The sequence below is a fragment of the Paraburkholderia sp. JHI869 genome (assembly GCF_038900775.1).
Taxonomy (GTDB): Bacteria; Pseudomonadota; Gammaproteobacteria; order Burkholderiales; family Burkholderiaceae; genus Paraburkholderia.
The window spans coordinates 76,600-93,017 of the sequence record NZ_JAYMSC010000006.1; the positions used below are offsets into that span (position 1 = coordinate 76,600).

Sequence of the window (16,418 nt, forward strand, 5' to 3'; positions counted from 1 at the left end):
AAACGAAGCGAAGCGATCAGATCTCGATCTTCGTCCCGAGTTCGACCACGCGGTTTGCAGGAATGCTGAAGAAGTCGGTGGGCTTCGCGGCGTTCTGATGCATCCACGCAAACACGCGTTCGCGGAAGATCGACATACCCGGCAGCTGAGTGGGCACGACCGTCTCGCGCGCGAGGAAGAACGACGTGTCCATCATCTCGAACGTCATGTTGTGCGTGCGCGAAATGTCGTCGAGCACCGCCTGCACATCGGGCGTTTCGTTGAAGCCGTAGTCGGCCTTCACGAGAAAGAGGCCGCCGCCGACATCCTTCACCGTCACGCGCTCCGAGTCCGCCACATACGGAATGTCGCGAATCACGAACGTGAGGAAAATCGTGCGCTCGTGCAGCACCTTGTTGTGCTTGAGGTTGTGCAGGAGGCTCACCGGCACGAGTTCTTCGCTGCCCGTGAGGTAGATCGCCGTGCCCGAAACGCGATGCGGCGGGTGCGCGAGCAGCCCCTGCAGGAAGGGCATGAGCGGAATACCGTCGGCGGCCGTGCGGTCCTTCACGATCATGCGGCCCTTGAACCAGGTCATCAGCAGGAAGAACAGCAGCGCGCCGATGCCGAGCGGCAGCCAGCCGCCCTCCTCGACCTTCAGCAGATTCGCGCCGAAAAACCCCAGATCGACGGCCAGCAGCACGGCGATGATGCAGGCGACGAGCGCCTTGTTCCACTTCCACACCTTCGTCATGACGACGGCGACGAGCACCGTGGTGATCACCATCGTCGCGGTCACGGCGATACCGTATGCGGCGGCCAGATTGTCCGAACTCTTGAAGGCAACGACGATGCACAGAATGATGAAGAGCAGCATCCAGTTCACGACCGGCACGTAGATCTGGCCGATGGCGAGATCCGACGTATGCAGCACCTTCATGCGCGGCACGTAGCCGAGCAGAATGGCCTGGCTCGTGAGGGAGTACGCGCCCGATATCACGGCCTGCGAGGCGATCACGGTCGCCACCGTGGAGAGCACGACGAGCGGCAGCAAGGCCCAATCGGGCGCGAGCAGGAAGAACGGGTTTTCGATCGCGCGATGATCCTGCATCAAGAGCGCGCCCTGCCCGAAATAGTTGAGCACGAGCGAGGGCATCACGAGCGTGTACCAGGCGCAGCGAATCGGCTTGGCGCCGAAGTGGCCCATGTCGGCGTAGAGCGCTTCGGCGCCGGTCAGCACCAGCACGACCGAGCCGAGCACCACGTAGGCTTGCAGCATGTGCGCGCCCATGAAACTGACCGCGTAATACGGGCTGAACGCGGCGAGCACGCCGGGCGCCTGCACGATGCGCGACACGCCGAGCACGGCGATCGTGACGAACCAGAGCACCATGATCGGGCCGAACAGGCGGCCGACGAGCGCGGTGCCGTGCCGCTGGATCCAGAACAGCAGGACCAGGATCACCATGGTGAGCGGCAACACCAGATGCGAGAGCTTGGGCGCGGCGATCTCGAGACCTTCCACCGCCGACATGACCGAGATGGCCGGCGTGATGACGGCATCGCCGTAGAACATGCACGCGCCGAAGATGCCGAGCGCCGTGAGCAGCGCCGCCGACTTGCTCTTGCGGCTGAACGAGCGCATGGCGAGCGCCATGAGCGCGAGCACACCGCCCTCGCCGTTATTGTCGGCACGCATCACAAAAAGGACATATTTGACGCTCACAACGATCACGATCGCCCAGAACAGCAGCGAAATGACGCCGAGAATGGAGGTCTCGTTGAGCGGAATGCCGTGTGACGGGCTAAACGCCTCTTTCAGCGAATACAGCGGGCTCGTGCCGATGTCGCCAAACACCACGCCGATGGCCGCTACGGCGAGAGTAGGTAGCGGCTGCTTGGCCACGTGTGTGCTAGTTGTCATATACGCGGTAATCCGTTGCGAGGCGGAAAAAACGAGCGCTATTCTAAACCGGGCTGCGGCGGAAACCGAGCGGTCGTCGCGGCACTGCGACACCCCCCTTGCCCCCGCGCAGTTTAGCACCGGCCCCAGATGACGTCTGCCCGCCTGCGCCGCCGCTGGCGAATGGCGGGCGATGCGCATAAAAAAAACGGAGCCATGAAGGCTCCGTCTCTGGATCTGGCCGTCGCGGATTCGAGAACCTTTGCGGCGGCGCAATCCTGCATTACTTCTGCGCGTCCTGCGCTTGCTGCAGACCACGCTTGATCCACGCACCGAGATTGTGCGGGCGCACCGTGTCCCATTCCTCGAACGGCTGGTGAATCCACGGATTGGTCGGCAGATGCTGGACGAAATAGTCAGGCGTCACCTTCGAGCAGCCCTTGTACCAGAGCACCGCCGAGCGCACGCCGGTCACGGCCGGATAACGCTCCTTGAGGTGCTCCTGCACGCGAGCGAGCGTGACGCCCGAATCGACGAGATCGTCGACGAGCAGCACGTTGCCTTCCAGGTGACCGCGCGTCATCGTGATGTACTGCGCGATGTCGAGCTCGCCCTGCTCCGTGCCCGCAGCTTCGCGGTACGAGCTCGTTGCGAGGATAGCCAAAGGCAGATCGTAGATGCGCGAGAGCTGGTCGCCCACGCGCAAACCGCCGCGTGCGAGACACAGGATCTGGTCGAACTTCCAGCGCGACTCGTGCACCTTGAGCGCGAGCAGTTCGATCAGCCGGTGATACTCGTCCCAGCCGACCCACAGGTTCTTTTCGTCGTTGCGCGGGTCCATCATTTGAATCATTTTTGCTTCTGCCTTCTTGCTACTTAGACCTTGAACGGATGACGCAGCAGGATCGTTTCATCGCGATCCGGGCCGGTCGAAACCATGTCGATCGGCACACCGGCGACTTCCTGCACGCGCGTGAGATACGCCTGCGCGCTCTTCGGCAGCGCGTCGAACTGCGTGATGCCGATGGTGCTTTCGTTCCAGCCTTCGAACGTCTCGTAGACCGGCTCGCACGCGGCCACTTGCGAGGCGCCGCGCGGCAGAATATCCACGTCCTTGCCATCGACCTTGTAGCCGACGCAGAGCTTCACTTCGTCGAGACCGTCGAGCACGTCGAGCTTGGTGATGCACAGACCCGTCACGCCGTTGATCTGGATCGAGCGGCGCAGCGCGGCGGCGTCGAGCCAGCCGGTGCGGCGCGGGCGGCCCGTGACCGAACCGAATTCCTTGCCGACCTTCGCGAGCGTGAGGCCCACTTCTTCCTGGCGATCGGCGTTATCGGCGTCGTACAGTTCGCTCGGGAACGGGCCCGAACCGACGCGCGTGCAATACGCCTTGGTGATGCCGAGCACGTAGTTGAGCTTTTGCGGACCGACGCCCGCACCTGCCGAAGCCGCACCCGCAACGCAGTTGCTCGACGTGACGAACGGATAGGTACCGTGGTCGATGTCGAGCAGCGTGCCTTGCGCGCCTTCGAACAGGAGGTTGCCGCCTTCGTTGTTCACGTCATACAGACGACGCGAAACGTCCGTCACCATCGGCTTCAGACGATCGGCGTACGAGAGCATCGTGTCGAGCGTTTGCTGATAGTCGACGGCCGGCGCACCCAGGTACTGCGTGAGCACGAAGTTGTGGTAGTCGAGGTTCTCGCGCAGGCGCGCGGCGAAATTCTCCGGCTCGAACAGGTCCTGCACGCGCAGGCCGCGGCGTGCCACCTTGTCTTCGTAGGCCGGACCGATGCCGCGACCCGTCGTACCGATCTTCGCGGCGCCGCGCTTGGCTTCGCGCGCCTGGTCGATGGCGATGTGGTACGGCAGGATGAGGGTGGTGGCTTCGGAGATGAAGAGGCGCTTCTGGACGTCGATGCCCGCTTCTTCGAGCTCGCCGATTTCCTTGAAGAGCGCTTCGGGCGAAAGCACCACGCCGTTGCCGATGTAGCAGGCGACGCCGGCGCGCATGATGCCCGACGGGATCAGTCGGAGAATGGTCTTCTTGCCGCCGATGATGAGCGTATGGCCGGCGTTGTGACCGCCCTGGAAACGCACCACGCCTTGCGCGTGGTCCGTCAGCCAGTCGACGATCTTGCCCTTGCCCTCATCGCCCCATTGGGTGCCCACGACGACGACATTGCGCCCCGGGGTTACATTCACTGCGCTGGCAGACATGGTGTTTCGTTAGCTGGTTAAAAACGTATTCTACCTGGGTTCAGCGGCAAGGCCGCCTTTTTTTCCCGAAATTCGCGGAATTTCCTTTTGCACTCAACGGCATGCGCGATGCGAAGCGTGCTTTGGAGAGCTTGCGCGGGCGGTGCGAATGACCGCCCGGGTGCCGTATCAGGCGTGCTTTTCGACGACCCAGACGCCGTCGCGCTCGATGAGAACGCGGTCGCAGGCGAACTCGTCCATGTCGTGTTCGTGACCCGGCAGCGCCTGGATCACGACCTCGCCAGCATCGCGCAGCGCGGCGACCGCGGTGCGCAGGGCTTCGTCATGGCGCCACGGCGCGAGGATCGCGCTGCTGCGCGCTTCGACCGGTGAAATACGCGCCACTTCGCGCAAATCGAGCGAGAAGCCCGTGGCCGCGCGAGCGCGGCCGTAGACCTCGCCCACCTTGTCGTAACGGCCGCCACGGGCCACGGCGTTCGGCACGCCGTCCACGTAGGCGGAGAACATCACGCCGCTGTGGTACGCGTAGCCGCCGAGATCCGCGAGGTCGATCATCAGTTCCGCACCCTCGATCTCGCGCACGAGGAATGCGAGGTCATCGAGCGCGCGGGCAATGCCCGGCAGCGCCGGCAGACGCGCGCGCGCCTCGTCGATCACGCTCGCGTCGCCGTAGAGCGACGGCAGCGCGCGCAGGGCGTCGCGCGTGGCGGCTGCGAGGTTCTGCGTAAGCTCGGCGAGACGCGGCACGTCCTTGCCAGCGAGCGCTTCATACAAAGCATCGCCCAATGCAGCCGCAGCCGGGTCCGCTTCGAAAATCGCCGCGAGCACGCCGGCGTGCGAGAGGTCGAGGCGCACCTTCGCGAGGCCCGCGAGACGCAGCGCATCGAGCATCAGCTGCTGGATTTCGAGGTCGGCTTCGAGGCCAGCGTGGCCGTAGATTTCCGCGCCGGTCTGGATCTGCTCGCGCGTCGCGTGCAGACCGCGCGGCAGCGTGTGCAGCACGTTGCCCGCATAGCACAGGCGCGTCACGCCCTGGCGGTTCAAGAGATGCGCATCGATGCGCGCGACCTGCGGCGTCATGTCGGCGCGCAGCCCGAGCGTGCGGCCGGACAGCTGATCGACGAGTTTGAACGTGCGCAGGTTCAGATCGCGCCCGCTGCCCACGAGCAGCGATTCGAGATACTCGAGCAACGGCGGCATGACCATTTCGTAGCCATAGGTGCGAAAACGGTCCAGCAGGCGGCGGCGCAGCTCTTCGATCTTGCGTGCCTCGGACGGCAGCACGTCCGCAATATTCTCGGGGAGTAACCAGGTCGACATCGGTTGAGTCCTACCACAATGAGGGCCGCGCGCGGCGAAACGCCACGCGGCCCGATAATTCGGAATCCGTCAAAAAACGCCAGGCGCGCACCGCATCTCAAGTCAGCTGCGGCACGAGGCCGTCAGGTCGCCAGCATCAGCAGTACGAGGCCGAGCCCCATCACGATGAGCCCGCCGATCCTGATGTGATGCGGCGGTCTTTCCGCGATTTTACGGAATGTGTCACGCCACGCCGTCGGAAAGACGAACGGGAACATGCCCTCGATAATCAGCATCAGCGCGATCGCGAGCAAGAGGGAGCCAGCTATGTCCATGCGAAGAAAGACGCCGCGCAGTGCGCGGCGCATGTGTCTCGTTTTGTCTAGTGTTTGCGCGGGGTGGCGGAAGCCGCAGCGTTATCTCCGCCATTCGCGCCGCCGTTAGGACCACGCATGAAACGGAAGAAGTCGCTCGACGAATCGACCACGATGACGTCACCCGGCCGGAAGCTCTCGCGGTACGCGAGCATGCTCTGATAGAACCGGTAGAAGTCCGGGTCGCGCCCGAACGCCTCGGCGGCTATCGCGGCGGCCTTGCCGTCACCCTCGCCCTTGATCGCTTGCGCCTGGGCATAGGCGTCGGCCAGCACGCCTTGCTGTTTGCGCTCTGCGTCGTCCTTGATCTGCTGCGCCTCGGCCGCGCCCTTCTCGCGAATCTCGGCAGCGGCCTGCTCGCGCGCGGCGCTCATGCGCTTGAAGACCGTCTGCGCCAGCTCCGGCGGGTAGTCGACGCGCGTGAGTTCGATCGCGATCACGTCGATGCCGAGCGGCGCCGCGGTTTGCCTGAGCGCGTCGCGCGCGCCGTTGGCGATGGCTTCCTGCTGTGCGAGCGCTTCGGTGAGCGAGACTTTCGAGATCGCGTCGCCGAGCGCGTCTCGCGACAGCGAGGCGAGACGGTCGGACAGCGTCTGCGCGTCGCCCTTGGTGGCCGCGAAGAGCTTGAGCGGATCGGAAATGCGATAACGCACGACCGGGTTCACGAGCAGTTCGGTCTTGTCCGAGGTCGTGTAGCGGTCGGCATCGGGCGCATCGAACGCCTGAATGCGCGTGTCGATGAACGTGACGGTCTGGAACGGCGGCGGCAGCTTCACGTGCAGCCCGGGACCGGCGAGTGTGGCGTTGCCCCCGCCCGACGACGAAATGATGGCGACGTGACGCGGATCGACCATGAAGACAGCCGACGACGCAACCAGCACGACAACCACGACGGCAACGACGAGCGCAATGATCTTGTTCATAGTGGCGCTCCCTTATTGCACGTCGCTTTCGCGGCCGCGCGAGCGGAACGCATCGCGCGAACGGAAGGCGTCGCTCGCGGCGGCTGCCGCGTCGCTTGCCGTGGTTGCGGGAGCCGCGCCAGGCTGTTGGGCGCCTTGTTGCTGTGCGCCCGGACCTGGTTGTACGCTCGGCTGCGCCTCGCTGCCGGCGGCCGGAGCGGAAGCCGCATTGGCGTCCGAAGCCGCGCCGGCCGTTGCGGCCGCACCAGCACCAGCACCAGAGGCCGCAGCCGCGCCCGTTGCGCCCGCCGCGACGGCGGCGCGCTGCCGTGTCGTGTCGACAAGCTTGTCGAGCGGCAGATAAATCACGTTGTTACCCGACTTGCTGTCGACGAACACCTTCGTCGCATTCGAATAGATGTGCTGCATCGTCTCGAGATACATGCGCTCGCGAATCACAGCCGGCGCCTTCGCATATTGTTCGTAGACCTGCGTGAAGCGCTGCGCGTCGCCTTGCGCCTGCGAAACCACGCGCTCGCTGTACGCCTTGGCTTCGTCGACGAGACGTGCGGCGTCGGTCTGCGCGCGCGGCAGCAGTTGATCGGCATAGGCCTGTGCGTCGCGCTTCGCGCGGTCGCGGTCCTGGCGCGCCTTGGCTTCGTCGTCGAGCGCGGCCTGCACCTGATCGGGTGCCGAGACGCTCTGGATCGCCACGCCGGTCACGCCGAGGCCCGTCTTGTACTCGTCGAGCGCATGCTGAATCGTGTCGGCAAGCTGGGCGCGAAGCGGCTCGCGGTCTGCGTAAAGCAGGTCGCTCGTGCTGCGCGCACCGACCACGGTACGCACCGCCGACTGCGCGGCCTGCGTGACAGTGAGATCGGGATCGACGCTGCGGAACAGATAGTCGGTTGGCTGCTTGACCTGGTACTGCACGGTAAAGCGCACGTTGAGAATGTCGCCGTCGTGCGTGATGACCGCGGCATCCTTCACGTTTGCCGGGCGCACGAGGTTGCTGCGGCCGATCTCGACGGTGCGGATCTGACCGACGTTGACGATTTCGTGAGTCTGGAACGGATACGGCATGCGCCAGTGCACGCCCTGGCCCACCGTGTGGCGATACTGGCCGAACTGCAGCACGACGCCGGCCTGCCCTTCCTGAACGACGAACACGCCGCTGCCCACGTAGATCGCAATGAGCACGCCGAGCACGATGCCCACGCCGATGCGCGCGCCATGGCCATTGTCCGGGCGCGGCCCGAAGCCGCCCGGACCCTTGCCCTTGCGGCCGAAGAAAGCGGACACGCGGCGGTTGAAGTCGCGCCACATTTCGTCGAGATCCGGCGGACCGTCGCCCTTGTCGCCGTTGCCACCCTTGTTGCCGTTATTGCCCGGCGGGCGGCGCCCGTCGTCAGAACGCTGGCCATTGCCGTCGCCTCGACCCCAACGCGGGTCGTTCAGCGAGAAAATGGCGCGCGCGCGCTGCCAGCCAGTCCGCTTGTTGTAATCGTTCACCTGTGTTCGTTCACCAGAGTAGACAGCGGGTCAATTGCGTGCGGATTCCATCGGAGCCGCGAAGCCGGCCTTGCGTGCAAGACAATGCCGGGCGCGCTTCAGCGCTCGTGCTCGGGTTCCCAGCGAGGTTCTTCCTGCACCGCGCTCCAGTCTGCGGCCAGGGACTGCGACGCATCGGCAAGCGGCTCGGCAGTCGCGATTTCGGCGATGGCGGAGCGCAGCGCGTCAAGCCCAACGCCCGTGCGCGCGCTCAAAAAGACGCGCGAAATATTACCATATTCATCACGCTCGACCGTTCCGCCGCGGGCCGCCAGTTCCGGCACGGCGTCGATCTTGTTGAAGACGAGCACCTGGCGAATCGTGTCCGCGCCGATATCGCGCAGCACCTCGTTCACCTGGTCGATCTGGTCGAGACGCACGGCGCTCGACGCATCAACCACGTGCAGCAGCAAATCGGCCTGCACGGTTTCCTGCAGCGTCGCGCGAAACGCGGCGACGAGCTGGTGAGGCAACTCGCGGATGAACCCCACCGTATCGGACAGCACGATCTGCCCCACTTCGTCACCGAGCCAGACGCGCCGCGAAGTCGTGTCGAGCGTCGCGAACAGCTGGTCGGCGGCGTAGGCCTGCGCCTTCGTGAGCGCATTGAAGAGCGTGGACTTGCCGGCGTTCGTATAGCCCACCAGCGACACTGACATCGTGCGATTGCGCTCGCGCTGACGCCGTTGCGTGCCGTGCTGGCGACGCAGCTTCGCGAGCTTGCCTTGCAGCATCTTGATGCGCTCGCCGATCAACCGGCGGTCGGTTTCGAGCTGCGTTTCACCGGGACCGCGCAGGCCGATACCGCCCTTCTGGCGCTCAAGGTGAGTCCAGGCGCGCACGAGGCGCGTGGCGAGGTATTGCAGCTGCGCGAGCTCGACCTGCAGCTTGCCTTCGTGGCTGCGGGCGCGCTGGGCGAAGATGTCGAGAATGAGGCTCGTGCGATCGACCACGCGGCGACTGAGCGCGCGCTCCAGATTACGCTGCTGGGCGGGCGACAACGCGTGATTGAAGATGACGATTTCAATGTCGTTCGCTTCACAGGCGAGACGCAGTTCCTCGGCCTTGCCGCTGCCGATGAACATGGCGGCGTCGGGGCTGGAGCGTCGCCCGGTGAGCGTGACAGCAGGAGTGGCGCCCGCGCTTTTGGCGAGCAGGCTGAGTTCTTCGAGACTGGCTTCGAAGTCGGTCTTGCCGAAGTCGATGCCGACGAGTGCGGCGTTGATCAAATTAGAGGATGTCAAAATGAAAGCGGCCGGACCAGAGCTGCCTGCGAGGCGCCCCGGGCCGGCCGCGTCATGGGTCAGGACGCTTCCGTATCCGGGTGGAAGTTCACCGGACGGGCCGGAACCACCGTGGAGATGGCATGCTTGTAAACCATTTGCGTAACCGTATTACGGAGCAACACGACGTACTGGTCGAACGATTCGATGTTCCCTTGAAGCTTGATGCCGTTGACCAGATAGATCGAAACAGGCACGTGCTCCTTGCGCAGCGCGTTCAGAAACGGGTCTTGTAACAATTGCCCTTTGTTGCTCATAGCAAACTCCGTATTTTTTTGCAGGTTTAACTTATATTGGGATGAAGAAAAAGAAATCCACCACCAATCGCTACACTATAGCCGATTCTCGTTCCCCCGCGCGGTTCCTGGCGGTTCGGCCAGGCGGCCTTTGCGGGGTAGCGAACGCTATTCAGCAACAGCCTAGTTTTTCTCTGTATAGGGATTCGTCGAGGAGCGAAACTCTATGCGCAATGGAGTGCCGGTGAGCGAGAAAGTTTCCCGGAAACGGTTCTCCAGATAGCGCTTGTAAGTCTCTGTCACGGCGTCGAGTGCGTTGCCGTGAATGACGATAATGGGCGGGTTCTGTCCCCCCTGGTGCGCGTAGCGCAGCTTCGGACGCACCGGGCCGCGGCGGCGCGGCTGCTGGAACTCCACGGCTTCGATGAGCGCGCGCGTGAGCTTCGGCGTGGGCAGTTTCGCCATGGCGGCGGCATAGGCGTCGTCCACGGAGCGCATCAGCGGGCCGATGCCGAACTTTTCCGTCGCCGAGATGAAGCGCATTTCCGCGAAGTCGAGGAACTTCAGCTTGCGCTGCAGGTGGTGCTTGGTGCGATCGCGCGCGTGGTCGTCCATGCCGTCCCACTTGTTCACGCCCACCACGAGCGCGCGGCCCTGCTCCACCACGAAGCCTGCGATATGCGCGTCCTGGTCCGAGATTTCCTGCTGCGCATCGAGCAGCAGAATCACCACGTTGGCGTCGGCGATCGACTGCAGCGTCTTCACCACCGAGAACTTCTCGATCGCTTCGAACACCTTGCCGCGGCGACGCAAGCCGGCCGTGTCGATCAGCGTGTACTTTTTGCCGTTGCGCTCGAAATCCACATAGATCGAATCGCGCGTCGTGCCCGGCATGTCGAACGCGATCACGCGGTCTTCGCCGATCAGCGTATTGACGAGCGTCGACTTGCCCACGTTCGGGCGCCCGACGATCGCGATCTTGATGCCGTGCTTCGCGGCGTCTTCTTCGCTTTCCTCGGGCTGGTCGGCATACGCTTGCTCAAGCGCCTCGTTGATCATTTCCGTCACGCCGTCGCCGTGCGCCGCGGAAATCGCGCGCGGGTCGCCGAGACCGAGTTCGTAGAAGTCGGCGGCCACGGCGCTGTACTTCATTCCCTCTGCCTTGTTCACGACGAGGAAGATCGGCCGGCCCGTCTTGCGCAGGTAGTCGGCGATGTGCTTGTCCTGGGGCGCGAGTCCATTGCGGCCGTCGCAAATGAACACGACGATATCGGCCTCTTCCACGGCCTGGCGCGTCTGGCGCGCCATCTCGTGCAGGATGCCGTCCTTCGCGACCGGCTCGAAGCCGCCGGTGTCGACCACGAGATACGCGCGTTCGCCCACGCGCCCTTCACCGTAGTGACGGTCGCGCGTGAGGCCAGGCAAGTCGGCCACCAGCGCATCGCGCGAACGCGTGAGCCGGTTGAACAGCGTGGATTTCCCCACATTGGGGCGCCCGACGAGGGCGATTACGGGTTTCATCTGATCTTTTCTACAGTAAGGCGCAGCGCCGGAGAGTCCGGCGCGCTGCGCGGCAAGCCCCGCGCCTGCGGGGCTGCATCAGTTGCAAATTATCACGAAATTCACGAGCGAGGCCGCGGCCCCGAGCCGAAAGTGCGAAGCGACCGGAGCTGGACGCCGCACAACCGCCAGGTGGCGGCGACGGTGAACGGCGGGCTCGTGCGCGCCGCCGTCCCAAAATGCGCATGGCCGGCTTGAGCCGGCCAGCGGTTGAAACGTCGGAACCTGCCGGTTCCAAAGCCTCGCGCATCTGCATCATCGGAGCGCCGCTCGTGAGACGCTACCAACCACTTGTACCTGCAGTGCGAGTGTCTTGCCTTGTACACCGGCCACAGGGGCCGGCGCGATGCGCATCTGCGGCGCGCCCCGAGGGAGCCGCCGCCGCAGACAACGCTTAATGCGGACGCAGACCGTACAGGTCGCCGTCCTTCGTCTGCACGACCAGCGTGTTGCCTGCGAGCACCGGCGCGGCCGTGATCGGGCTGCCGTCGGTCTTCACGCGCGAGACGAAGCTGCCGTCGTCGAGCGAGAGGAAATGCACGTAGCCTTGAAAGTCGCCGAGCACGACTGCGTGGCCCAGCAACGCGGGCACGCTTACGTCGCGGCTCTTGAGCTTCTCGTTCGTCCAGGTCGGCTCGCCCGTCGAAACGCTGAAGGCTCGCACGACCGACCAGTCGTCGCCGCCCACCACCGTGCTTTCATCCTGAGCGATGCCGCTCGTGCTCGAGAAAGCCTTTTGCCACATCGGACGACCCGAATTGGCGTCGAAGCAGCCAAGCTGTCCCTGGAACGTGACCGCGCAGGTCGTAGCGGCCACCAGCGTGGGCGGACCGCTCACGTCGTTGATACGTTCGACTTCCGTCACGCCCTTCGGGTACGAAACCGGCGTTTCCCAGAATGCGTCGCCGCTTTGCAGGTTGATCGCCGCAAACGAGCCGCCCGGGAAGCCGGCCAGCACGGCCTGGTCGCCCGCGAACGTCATACCCGCCGAAACGCGCAGGTTCAGCGGCACGGCGCGGTTGCGGTAGATCCACTTCTGTTCGCCCGTCTGACCGTTGAAGGCGACGATCTGGCCGTCGATCGTGCGCACGATCACGAGGCCGTTGCCGACGAGCGGCGGCGAGATGATCTCGCCCGGCGCCTTGGCCTGCCACGAGAGTTTGCCGTTCGCGTCGAGCACGTAGACGTCGCCCTTCAGGCCGCCGACGGCCGTGAGATTACCGTCACTGCCGACGCCCGCCGAAAGGTCGTCCTTGAGCTTGGTCCGCCAGACGTCCTTGCCCGAAGCGGCGTCGATCTTCGCGACCGAACCGTTCTCGCCTGCCGCGTAGACGGCGTCGCCCACGGCGACCGGCGCGAACAGATAGCGGCCAGCCTTGCCGACACTCGACTTCCACACCTGCTGGACATCCAGCGCCGGCTTGAATTCGGTCAGCGGCACCGGCACGCGGCGCACGTCTTTCGTCGATGAGCAGGCTGCGAGAGCCAGGACGGTCATCGCGAGAGCGACGGGCACAACGGTTCGTTTCAGCAGATTCATCGGTGAACGACGCATGAATGAAGTTGGTTTGAATGGTTTCGCAATGCCGTACGTACGCGGGGCACGCTCGGCACGCTTCGCAATTTAGCCGGCCACTTAGCCGCCGAGCGCATCCAGCTTGAACTGGATCAGCTGACGCTCGGAAGCGTCGCTCTTCGGCAGGCTGTCGAGGGCCAGCTTGTAGGCCGCGCGCGCGTCGTCGCGCTTGCCGGCCGCTGCCAGCAGATCGCCGCGGCCGTCGGCCACGACCCCCTTGAACGGACCCGAATCGGGCTGCGGAATCAGCGCCAGGCCCTGATCGTAGGCCTTTTCGTCGAGCAGAAGCGAAGCGAGACGCAGCTTTGCGACCTGACGGAATTCGTCGTCCTTCGCGTGGTCGGCGGCCCATTGCAGCTGCGCCTTCGCGCCCGCCGTGTCGCCCGCCATATAGAGCGCCTTGGCCACGCCAAGCGCCGTCATCTGCGCGTACGCCGTGCCGCCGAAGCGGTCTTCCATGTCGGACGCCACGCGCGTGAGCATGGCCTTGTCGCTGCTATTCGCGGCCTGCTGCACCTGGTCGTACAGCACGGCGGCTTCGGCCGCCTGGCGGCGCTGCCAGAAGTTCCAGCCGTTCCACGCTGCGAGCGCGAGCAGAACGATCAGCACGACCCACGTAGCGGCGTTACCCCACTGCCCCCACCATGCCTTGAAGCTCTCGATCGATTCCTGTTCGTCGTGGTAACTCATCGCGTAGCGATTCCTCGTTTATTCTGAAGCCTGTTTTCGAATGCGCAGCGAACCGGGCAGCCCCATCTGGGTGGCCCTTTTAGTCGTCGCCGTCTTCGGCGGATGCAACCATCGCATTGATCAGATATTCGGTCAAGTCCTCAAGCGCTACCGTTTGTTGCTCGCTGCGGGCCTCCGCAGCCGTGCCGCGCAGCGCCTTCACACCCGCCTCGCCCTTGGCCACTTCGTCCTCGCCGAGCACCACGGCAAAGGCCGCGCCGCTTGCATCCGCGCGCTTCATCTGCGACTTGAAGCTCGCGCTCTGACCGTCGGCGCTGCAATGCAAGATAACGTCGAGGCCCGTGTCGCGCAGACGCTCCGCCACGATGAACGCCTTCTCGCGCGCAGCTTCGCCCTGATGGACAACGTAGACGTCGCAACCATCTTCTTCCGGCACGAGGTCTTCTTCCTTGAGCAGTTCGAGAATGCGCTCGATGCCCATGGCCCAGCCGCACGCCGCCGTCGCCTTGCCGCCCAGCTGCTCGATCAGCGGATCGTAACGGCCGCCCGCCGCGACGGTACCCTGCGCGCCGAGCTTGTCGGTCACCCATTCGAACACGGTCAGATTGTAGTAATCGAGACCGCGCACGAGACGCGGGTTGATCTTGAACGGAATGTTGTTCGACTTGAGGATGCGTTGCAGCCCTTCGAAGTGCGCGAGCGAGGCCTCACCGAGGAAGTCGATCAGCTTCGGCGCCTTGTCCGCGATCTCCTGCAGCGCAGGATTCTTCGTGTCGAGCACGCGCAGCGGGTTCGTGTACAGGCGGCGCTTGCCGTCTTCGTCGAGCAGATCGACGTGCTGCTCAAGATACTTGATGAGCTCGACGCGATGCGCCGCACGCTCTTCGGCCACGCCGAGCGAGTTGATCTCGAGCTTGATGCCGGCAAGGCCGAGATCGTCCCAGAGGCGCTGGCACATCAGAATGATTTCGGCGTCCGCATCGGGGCCCGCGAAACCGAGCGCCTCGACGCCCACCTGATGGAACTGGCGATAGCGGCCGCGCTGCGGACGCTCGTGGCGGAACATCGGGCCGATGTACCACAGGCGCTTCGGACCGTCGTAGAGCATGTTGTGCTCGATCGACGCCCGCACGGCCGCAGCCGTGCCTTCCGGGCGCAGCGTGAGGTTCTCGCCGTTGAGCGCGTCGGTGAAGCTGTACATCTCCTTCTCGACGATGTCGGTCACTTCGCCGATGCCGCGCGTGAAGAGCTGCGTATGCTCGACGATCGGCGTGCGGATATTTTGATAGCCGTACGAACGAAGCATGGACTTCACCGTGGTTTCGAAGAATTCCCACAGCCCTGCCTCCTGCGGCAGGATGTCGTTCATGCCCTTCACGCCCGAGAGCTTTTCGAGCTTGCGTTTTTGTTCAGTCATTGCGTTGCGTATTGGCTTTATGCGGTTGTGCGTGTCGAGCTACGAGCGAGCGACCCGCGGATCGACCGGCCTGCTCAGTTCGTCGCTTCGGCCTTGCCGTATTTGCGCGCGACGTAGTCGCTCACGATCTGCTGGAATTCTTCGGCGATGCGCTCGCCGCGCAGCGTCTTCACCTTCTCGCCGTCGATGAAGACCGGCGCGGCCGGGTTCTCGCCCGAGCCCGGCAGGCTGATGCCGATGTTCGCGTGCTTCGACTCGCCCGGACCGTTCACGATGCAGCCCATCACGGCGACGTTCATCGTCTCGACGCCCGGATACTCGTCGCGCCACAGCGGCATCTGCGCGCGCAGATAGCTCTGGATCTGCGAAGCCAGTTCCTGGAACAGCGTGCTGGTCGTGCGGCCGCAGCCGGGGCACGCGATGACCATCGGCGTGAACGAGCGCAGGCCCATGGTCTGCAGGATTTCCTGACCGACCACCACTTCGCCCGTGCGCGCGCCACCGGGTTCCGGCGTGAGCGAGATGCGGATCGTGTCGCCGATGCCCTGCTGGAGCAGCACGGAAAGCGCAGCCGTCGAAGCGACGATGCCCTTCGAGCCCATGCCCGCTTCAGTGAGGCCCAGGTGCAGCGCGAAATCGCAGCGCTTCGCGAGTTCCTGATAGACGGCGATCAGGTCCTGCACGCCGCTCACCTTGCACGACAGGATGATCTTGTCGCGGCCGAGGCCGAGTTCGACCGCGCGTTCCGCCGAGCCGATCGCCGACTGAATGAGCGCTTCGTACATCACGCTTTGCGCTTCCCACGGCTCCTTGCGCGCGCCGTTCTCGTCCATCATGCGTGCGAGCAGGTCCTGGTCGAGGCTGCCCCAGTTCACGCCGATACGCACCGGCTTGTCGTACTTGATGGCCGCTTCGATCATCTGCGCGTACTGCGTGTCGCGCTTCGCACCCTGACCCACGTTGCCCGGGTTGATGCGGTACTTCGAGAGCGACTCCGCGCAAGCGGGATAGTCGCGCAGCAGCAAGTGGCCGTTGTAGTGGAAGTCGCCGACGAGCGGCACCATCACGCCCATGCGGTCGAGCTGCTCGCGGATATGCGGCACGGCCGCCGCTGCTTCCGGCGTGTTGACCGTGATACGCACGAGCTCCGAGCCCGCCTGCGCGAGTTCCTTGATCTGGATCGCGGTACCGATGGGATCCGCGGTGTCGGTGTTGGTCATCGACTGCACGCGCACCGGCGCGTCGCCGCCGATCGTCACCAGCTGGCCGCCCCAGCGCACATGCACGGCATGCGACTTGCGGCGCGGCGCGTGGCCGCCGAGGACCGGCTCGGTCGAGCAGATCTGACTGTTGCTGGTCGAGGATTGCGTTTCGCTTTGCATCGAAAAACCCATTTACGCCTCACGCGCGCTGTTGCCAACTAGC

The 16,418-nt window shown here is 64.5% G+C and carries 14 protein-coding genes; all 14 read right to left on the reverse strand.

Going from position 1 to position 16,418, the window contains the following annotated elements; genetic code table 11:
• Window positions 1-16: 16 nt before the first annotated feature.
• The gene (locus VSR72_RS13155) at window positions 17-1,903 is read right to left on the reverse strand and encodes a potassium transporter Kup (protein ID WP_342952788.1); all 1,887 of its coding nucleotides are present in this window, start codon (window positions 1,901-1,903) and stop codon (window positions 17-19) included.
• A 262-nt stretch (window positions 1,904-2,165) separates the two neighbouring features.
• Window positions 2,166-2,735, reverse strand: a complete 570-nt coding sequence (locus tag VSR72_RS13160) for a phosphoribosyltransferase (RefSeq protein WP_201697216.1) — start codon at window positions 2,733-2,735, stop codon at window positions 2,166-2,168.
• Window positions 2,736-2,758: 23 nt separating this feature from the next.
• Window positions 2,759-4,105, reverse strand: a complete 1,347-nt coding sequence (locus VSR72_RS13165) for an adenylosuccinate synthase (RefSeq protein ID WP_342952789.1) — start codon at window positions 4,103-4,105, stop codon at window positions 2,759-2,761.
• A 168-nt stretch (window positions 4,106-4,273) separates the two neighbouring features.
• The gene (locus VSR72_RS13170; RefSeq protein WP_342952790.1) at window positions 4,274-5,425 is read right to left on the reverse strand and encodes an ATP phosphoribosyltransferase regulatory subunit; all 1,152 of its coding nucleotides are present in this window, start codon (window positions 5,423-5,425) and stop codon (window positions 4,274-4,276) included.
• 122 nt (window positions 5,426-5,547) lie between these two features.
• Window positions 5,548-5,739, reverse strand: a complete 192-nt coding sequence (locus VSR72_RS13175; RefSeq protein WP_028210024.1) for a DUF2065 domain-containing protein — start codon at window positions 5,737-5,739, stop codon at window positions 5,548-5,550.
• 47 nt (window positions 5,740-5,786) lie between these two features.
• Window positions 5,787-6,701, reverse strand: a complete 915-nt coding sequence (locus tag VSR72_RS13180) for a protease modulator HflC (protein ID WP_342952791.1) — start codon at window positions 6,699-6,701, stop codon at window positions 5,787-5,789.
• 12 nt (window positions 6,702-6,713) lie between these two features.
• Complete coding sequence (gene hflK / locus VSR72_RS13185) at window positions 6,714-8,192, reverse strand: FtsH protease activity modulator HflK (protein ID WP_342952792.1); 1,479 nt, start codon at window positions 8,190-8,192, stop codon at window positions 6,714-6,716.
• Between the two features lie 98 nt (window positions 8,193-8,290).
• A complete protein-coding gene (hflX, locus tag VSR72_RS13190) occupies window positions 8,291-9,475 on the reverse strand; it encodes a GTPase HflX (RefSeq protein WP_342952793.1) in 1,185 nt (394 codons plus the stop codon).
• Between the two features lie 59 nt (window positions 9,476-9,534).
• Window positions 9,535-9,771, reverse strand: a complete 237-nt coding sequence (gene hfq / locus VSR72_RS13195; protein WP_027793540.1) for an RNA chaperone Hfq — start codon at window positions 9,769-9,771, stop codon at window positions 9,535-9,537.
• 162 nt (window positions 9,772-9,933) lie between these two features.
• Window positions 9,934-11,271, reverse strand: coding sequence for a ribosome biogenesis GTPase Der (gene der / locus VSR72_RS13200; RefSeq protein ID WP_342952794.1), 1,338 nt, complete (start codon window positions 11,269-11,271; stop codon window positions 9,934-9,936).
• A 433-nt stretch (window positions 11,272-11,704) separates the two neighbouring features.
• Entirely contained in the window at window positions 11,705-12,850 is a 1,146-nt protein-coding gene (gene bamB / locus VSR72_RS13205) for an outer membrane protein assembly factor BamB (protein WP_342952795.1), read from the reverse strand.
• 96 nt (window positions 12,851-12,946) lie between these two features.
• Complete coding sequence (locus VSR72_RS13210; protein ID WP_342952796.1) at window positions 12,947-13,576, reverse strand: tetratricopeptide repeat protein; 630 nt, start codon at window positions 13,574-13,576, stop codon at window positions 12,947-12,949.
• 79 nt (window positions 13,577-13,655) lie between these two features.
• On the reverse strand, window positions 13,656-14,993 hold the full coding sequence (gene hisS / locus VSR72_RS13215; protein ID WP_342952797.1) for a histidine--tRNA ligase: 1,338 nt from the start codon (window positions 14,991-14,993) through the stop codon (window positions 13,656-13,658).
• A gap of 74 nt (window positions 14,994-15,067) precedes the next feature.
• Window positions 15,068-16,375, reverse strand: coding sequence for a flavodoxin-dependent (E)-4-hydroxy-3-methylbut-2-enyl-diphosphate synthase (ispG, locus tag VSR72_RS13220; RefSeq protein WP_342952975.1), 1,308 nt, complete (start codon window positions 16,373-16,375; stop codon window positions 15,068-15,070).
• Between the last annotated feature and the right edge of the window lie 43 nt (window positions 16,376-16,418).

Coding starts and splice junctions, on each gene's coding strand:
- VSR72_RS13155 (WP_342952788.1), bottom strand. CDS start 1,903: ATGACAACTAGCACACACGTGGCCAAGCAGCCGCTACCTACTCTCGCC.
- VSR72_RS13160 (WP_201697216.1), bottom strand. CDS start 2,735: ATGATTCAAATGATGGACCCGCGCAACGACGAAAAGAACCTGTGGGTC.
- VSR72_RS13165 (WP_342952789.1), bottom strand. CDS start 4,105: ATGTCTGCCAGCGCAGTGAATGTAACCCCGGGGCGCAATGTCGTCGTC.
- VSR72_RS13170 (WP_342952790.1), bottom strand. CDS start 5,425: ATGTCGACCTGGTTACTCCCCGAGAATATTGCGGACGTGCTGCCGTCC.
- VSR72_RS13175 (WP_028210024.1), bottom strand. CDS start 5,739: ATGGACATAGCTGGCTCCCTCTTGCTCGCGATCGCGCTGATGCTGATT.
- VSR72_RS13180 (WP_342952791.1), bottom strand. CDS start 6,701: ATGAACAAGATCATTGCGCTCGTCGTTGCCGTCGTGGTTGTCGTGCTG.
- hfq (WP_027793540.1), bottom strand. CDS start 9,771: ATGAGCAACAAAGGGCAATTGTTACAAGACCCGTTTCTGAACGCGCTG.
- der (WP_342952794.1), bottom strand. CDS start 11,271: ATGAAACCCGTAATCGCCCTCGTCGGGCGCCCCAATGTGGGGAAATCC.
- bamB (WP_342952795.1), bottom strand. CDS start 12,850: ATGAATCTGCTGAAACGAACCGTTGTGCCCGTCGCTCTCGCGATGACC.
- VSR72_RS13210 (WP_342952796.1), bottom strand. CDS start 13,576: ATGAGTTACCACGACGAACAGGAATCGATCGAGAGCTTCAAGGCATGG.
- hisS (WP_342952797.1), bottom strand. CDS start 14,993: ATGACTGAACAAAAACGCAAGCTCGAAAAGCTCTCGGGCGTGAAGGGC.
- ispG (WP_342952975.1), bottom strand. CDS start 16,375: ATGCAAAGCGAAACGCAATCCTCGACCAGCAACAGTCAGATCTGCTCG.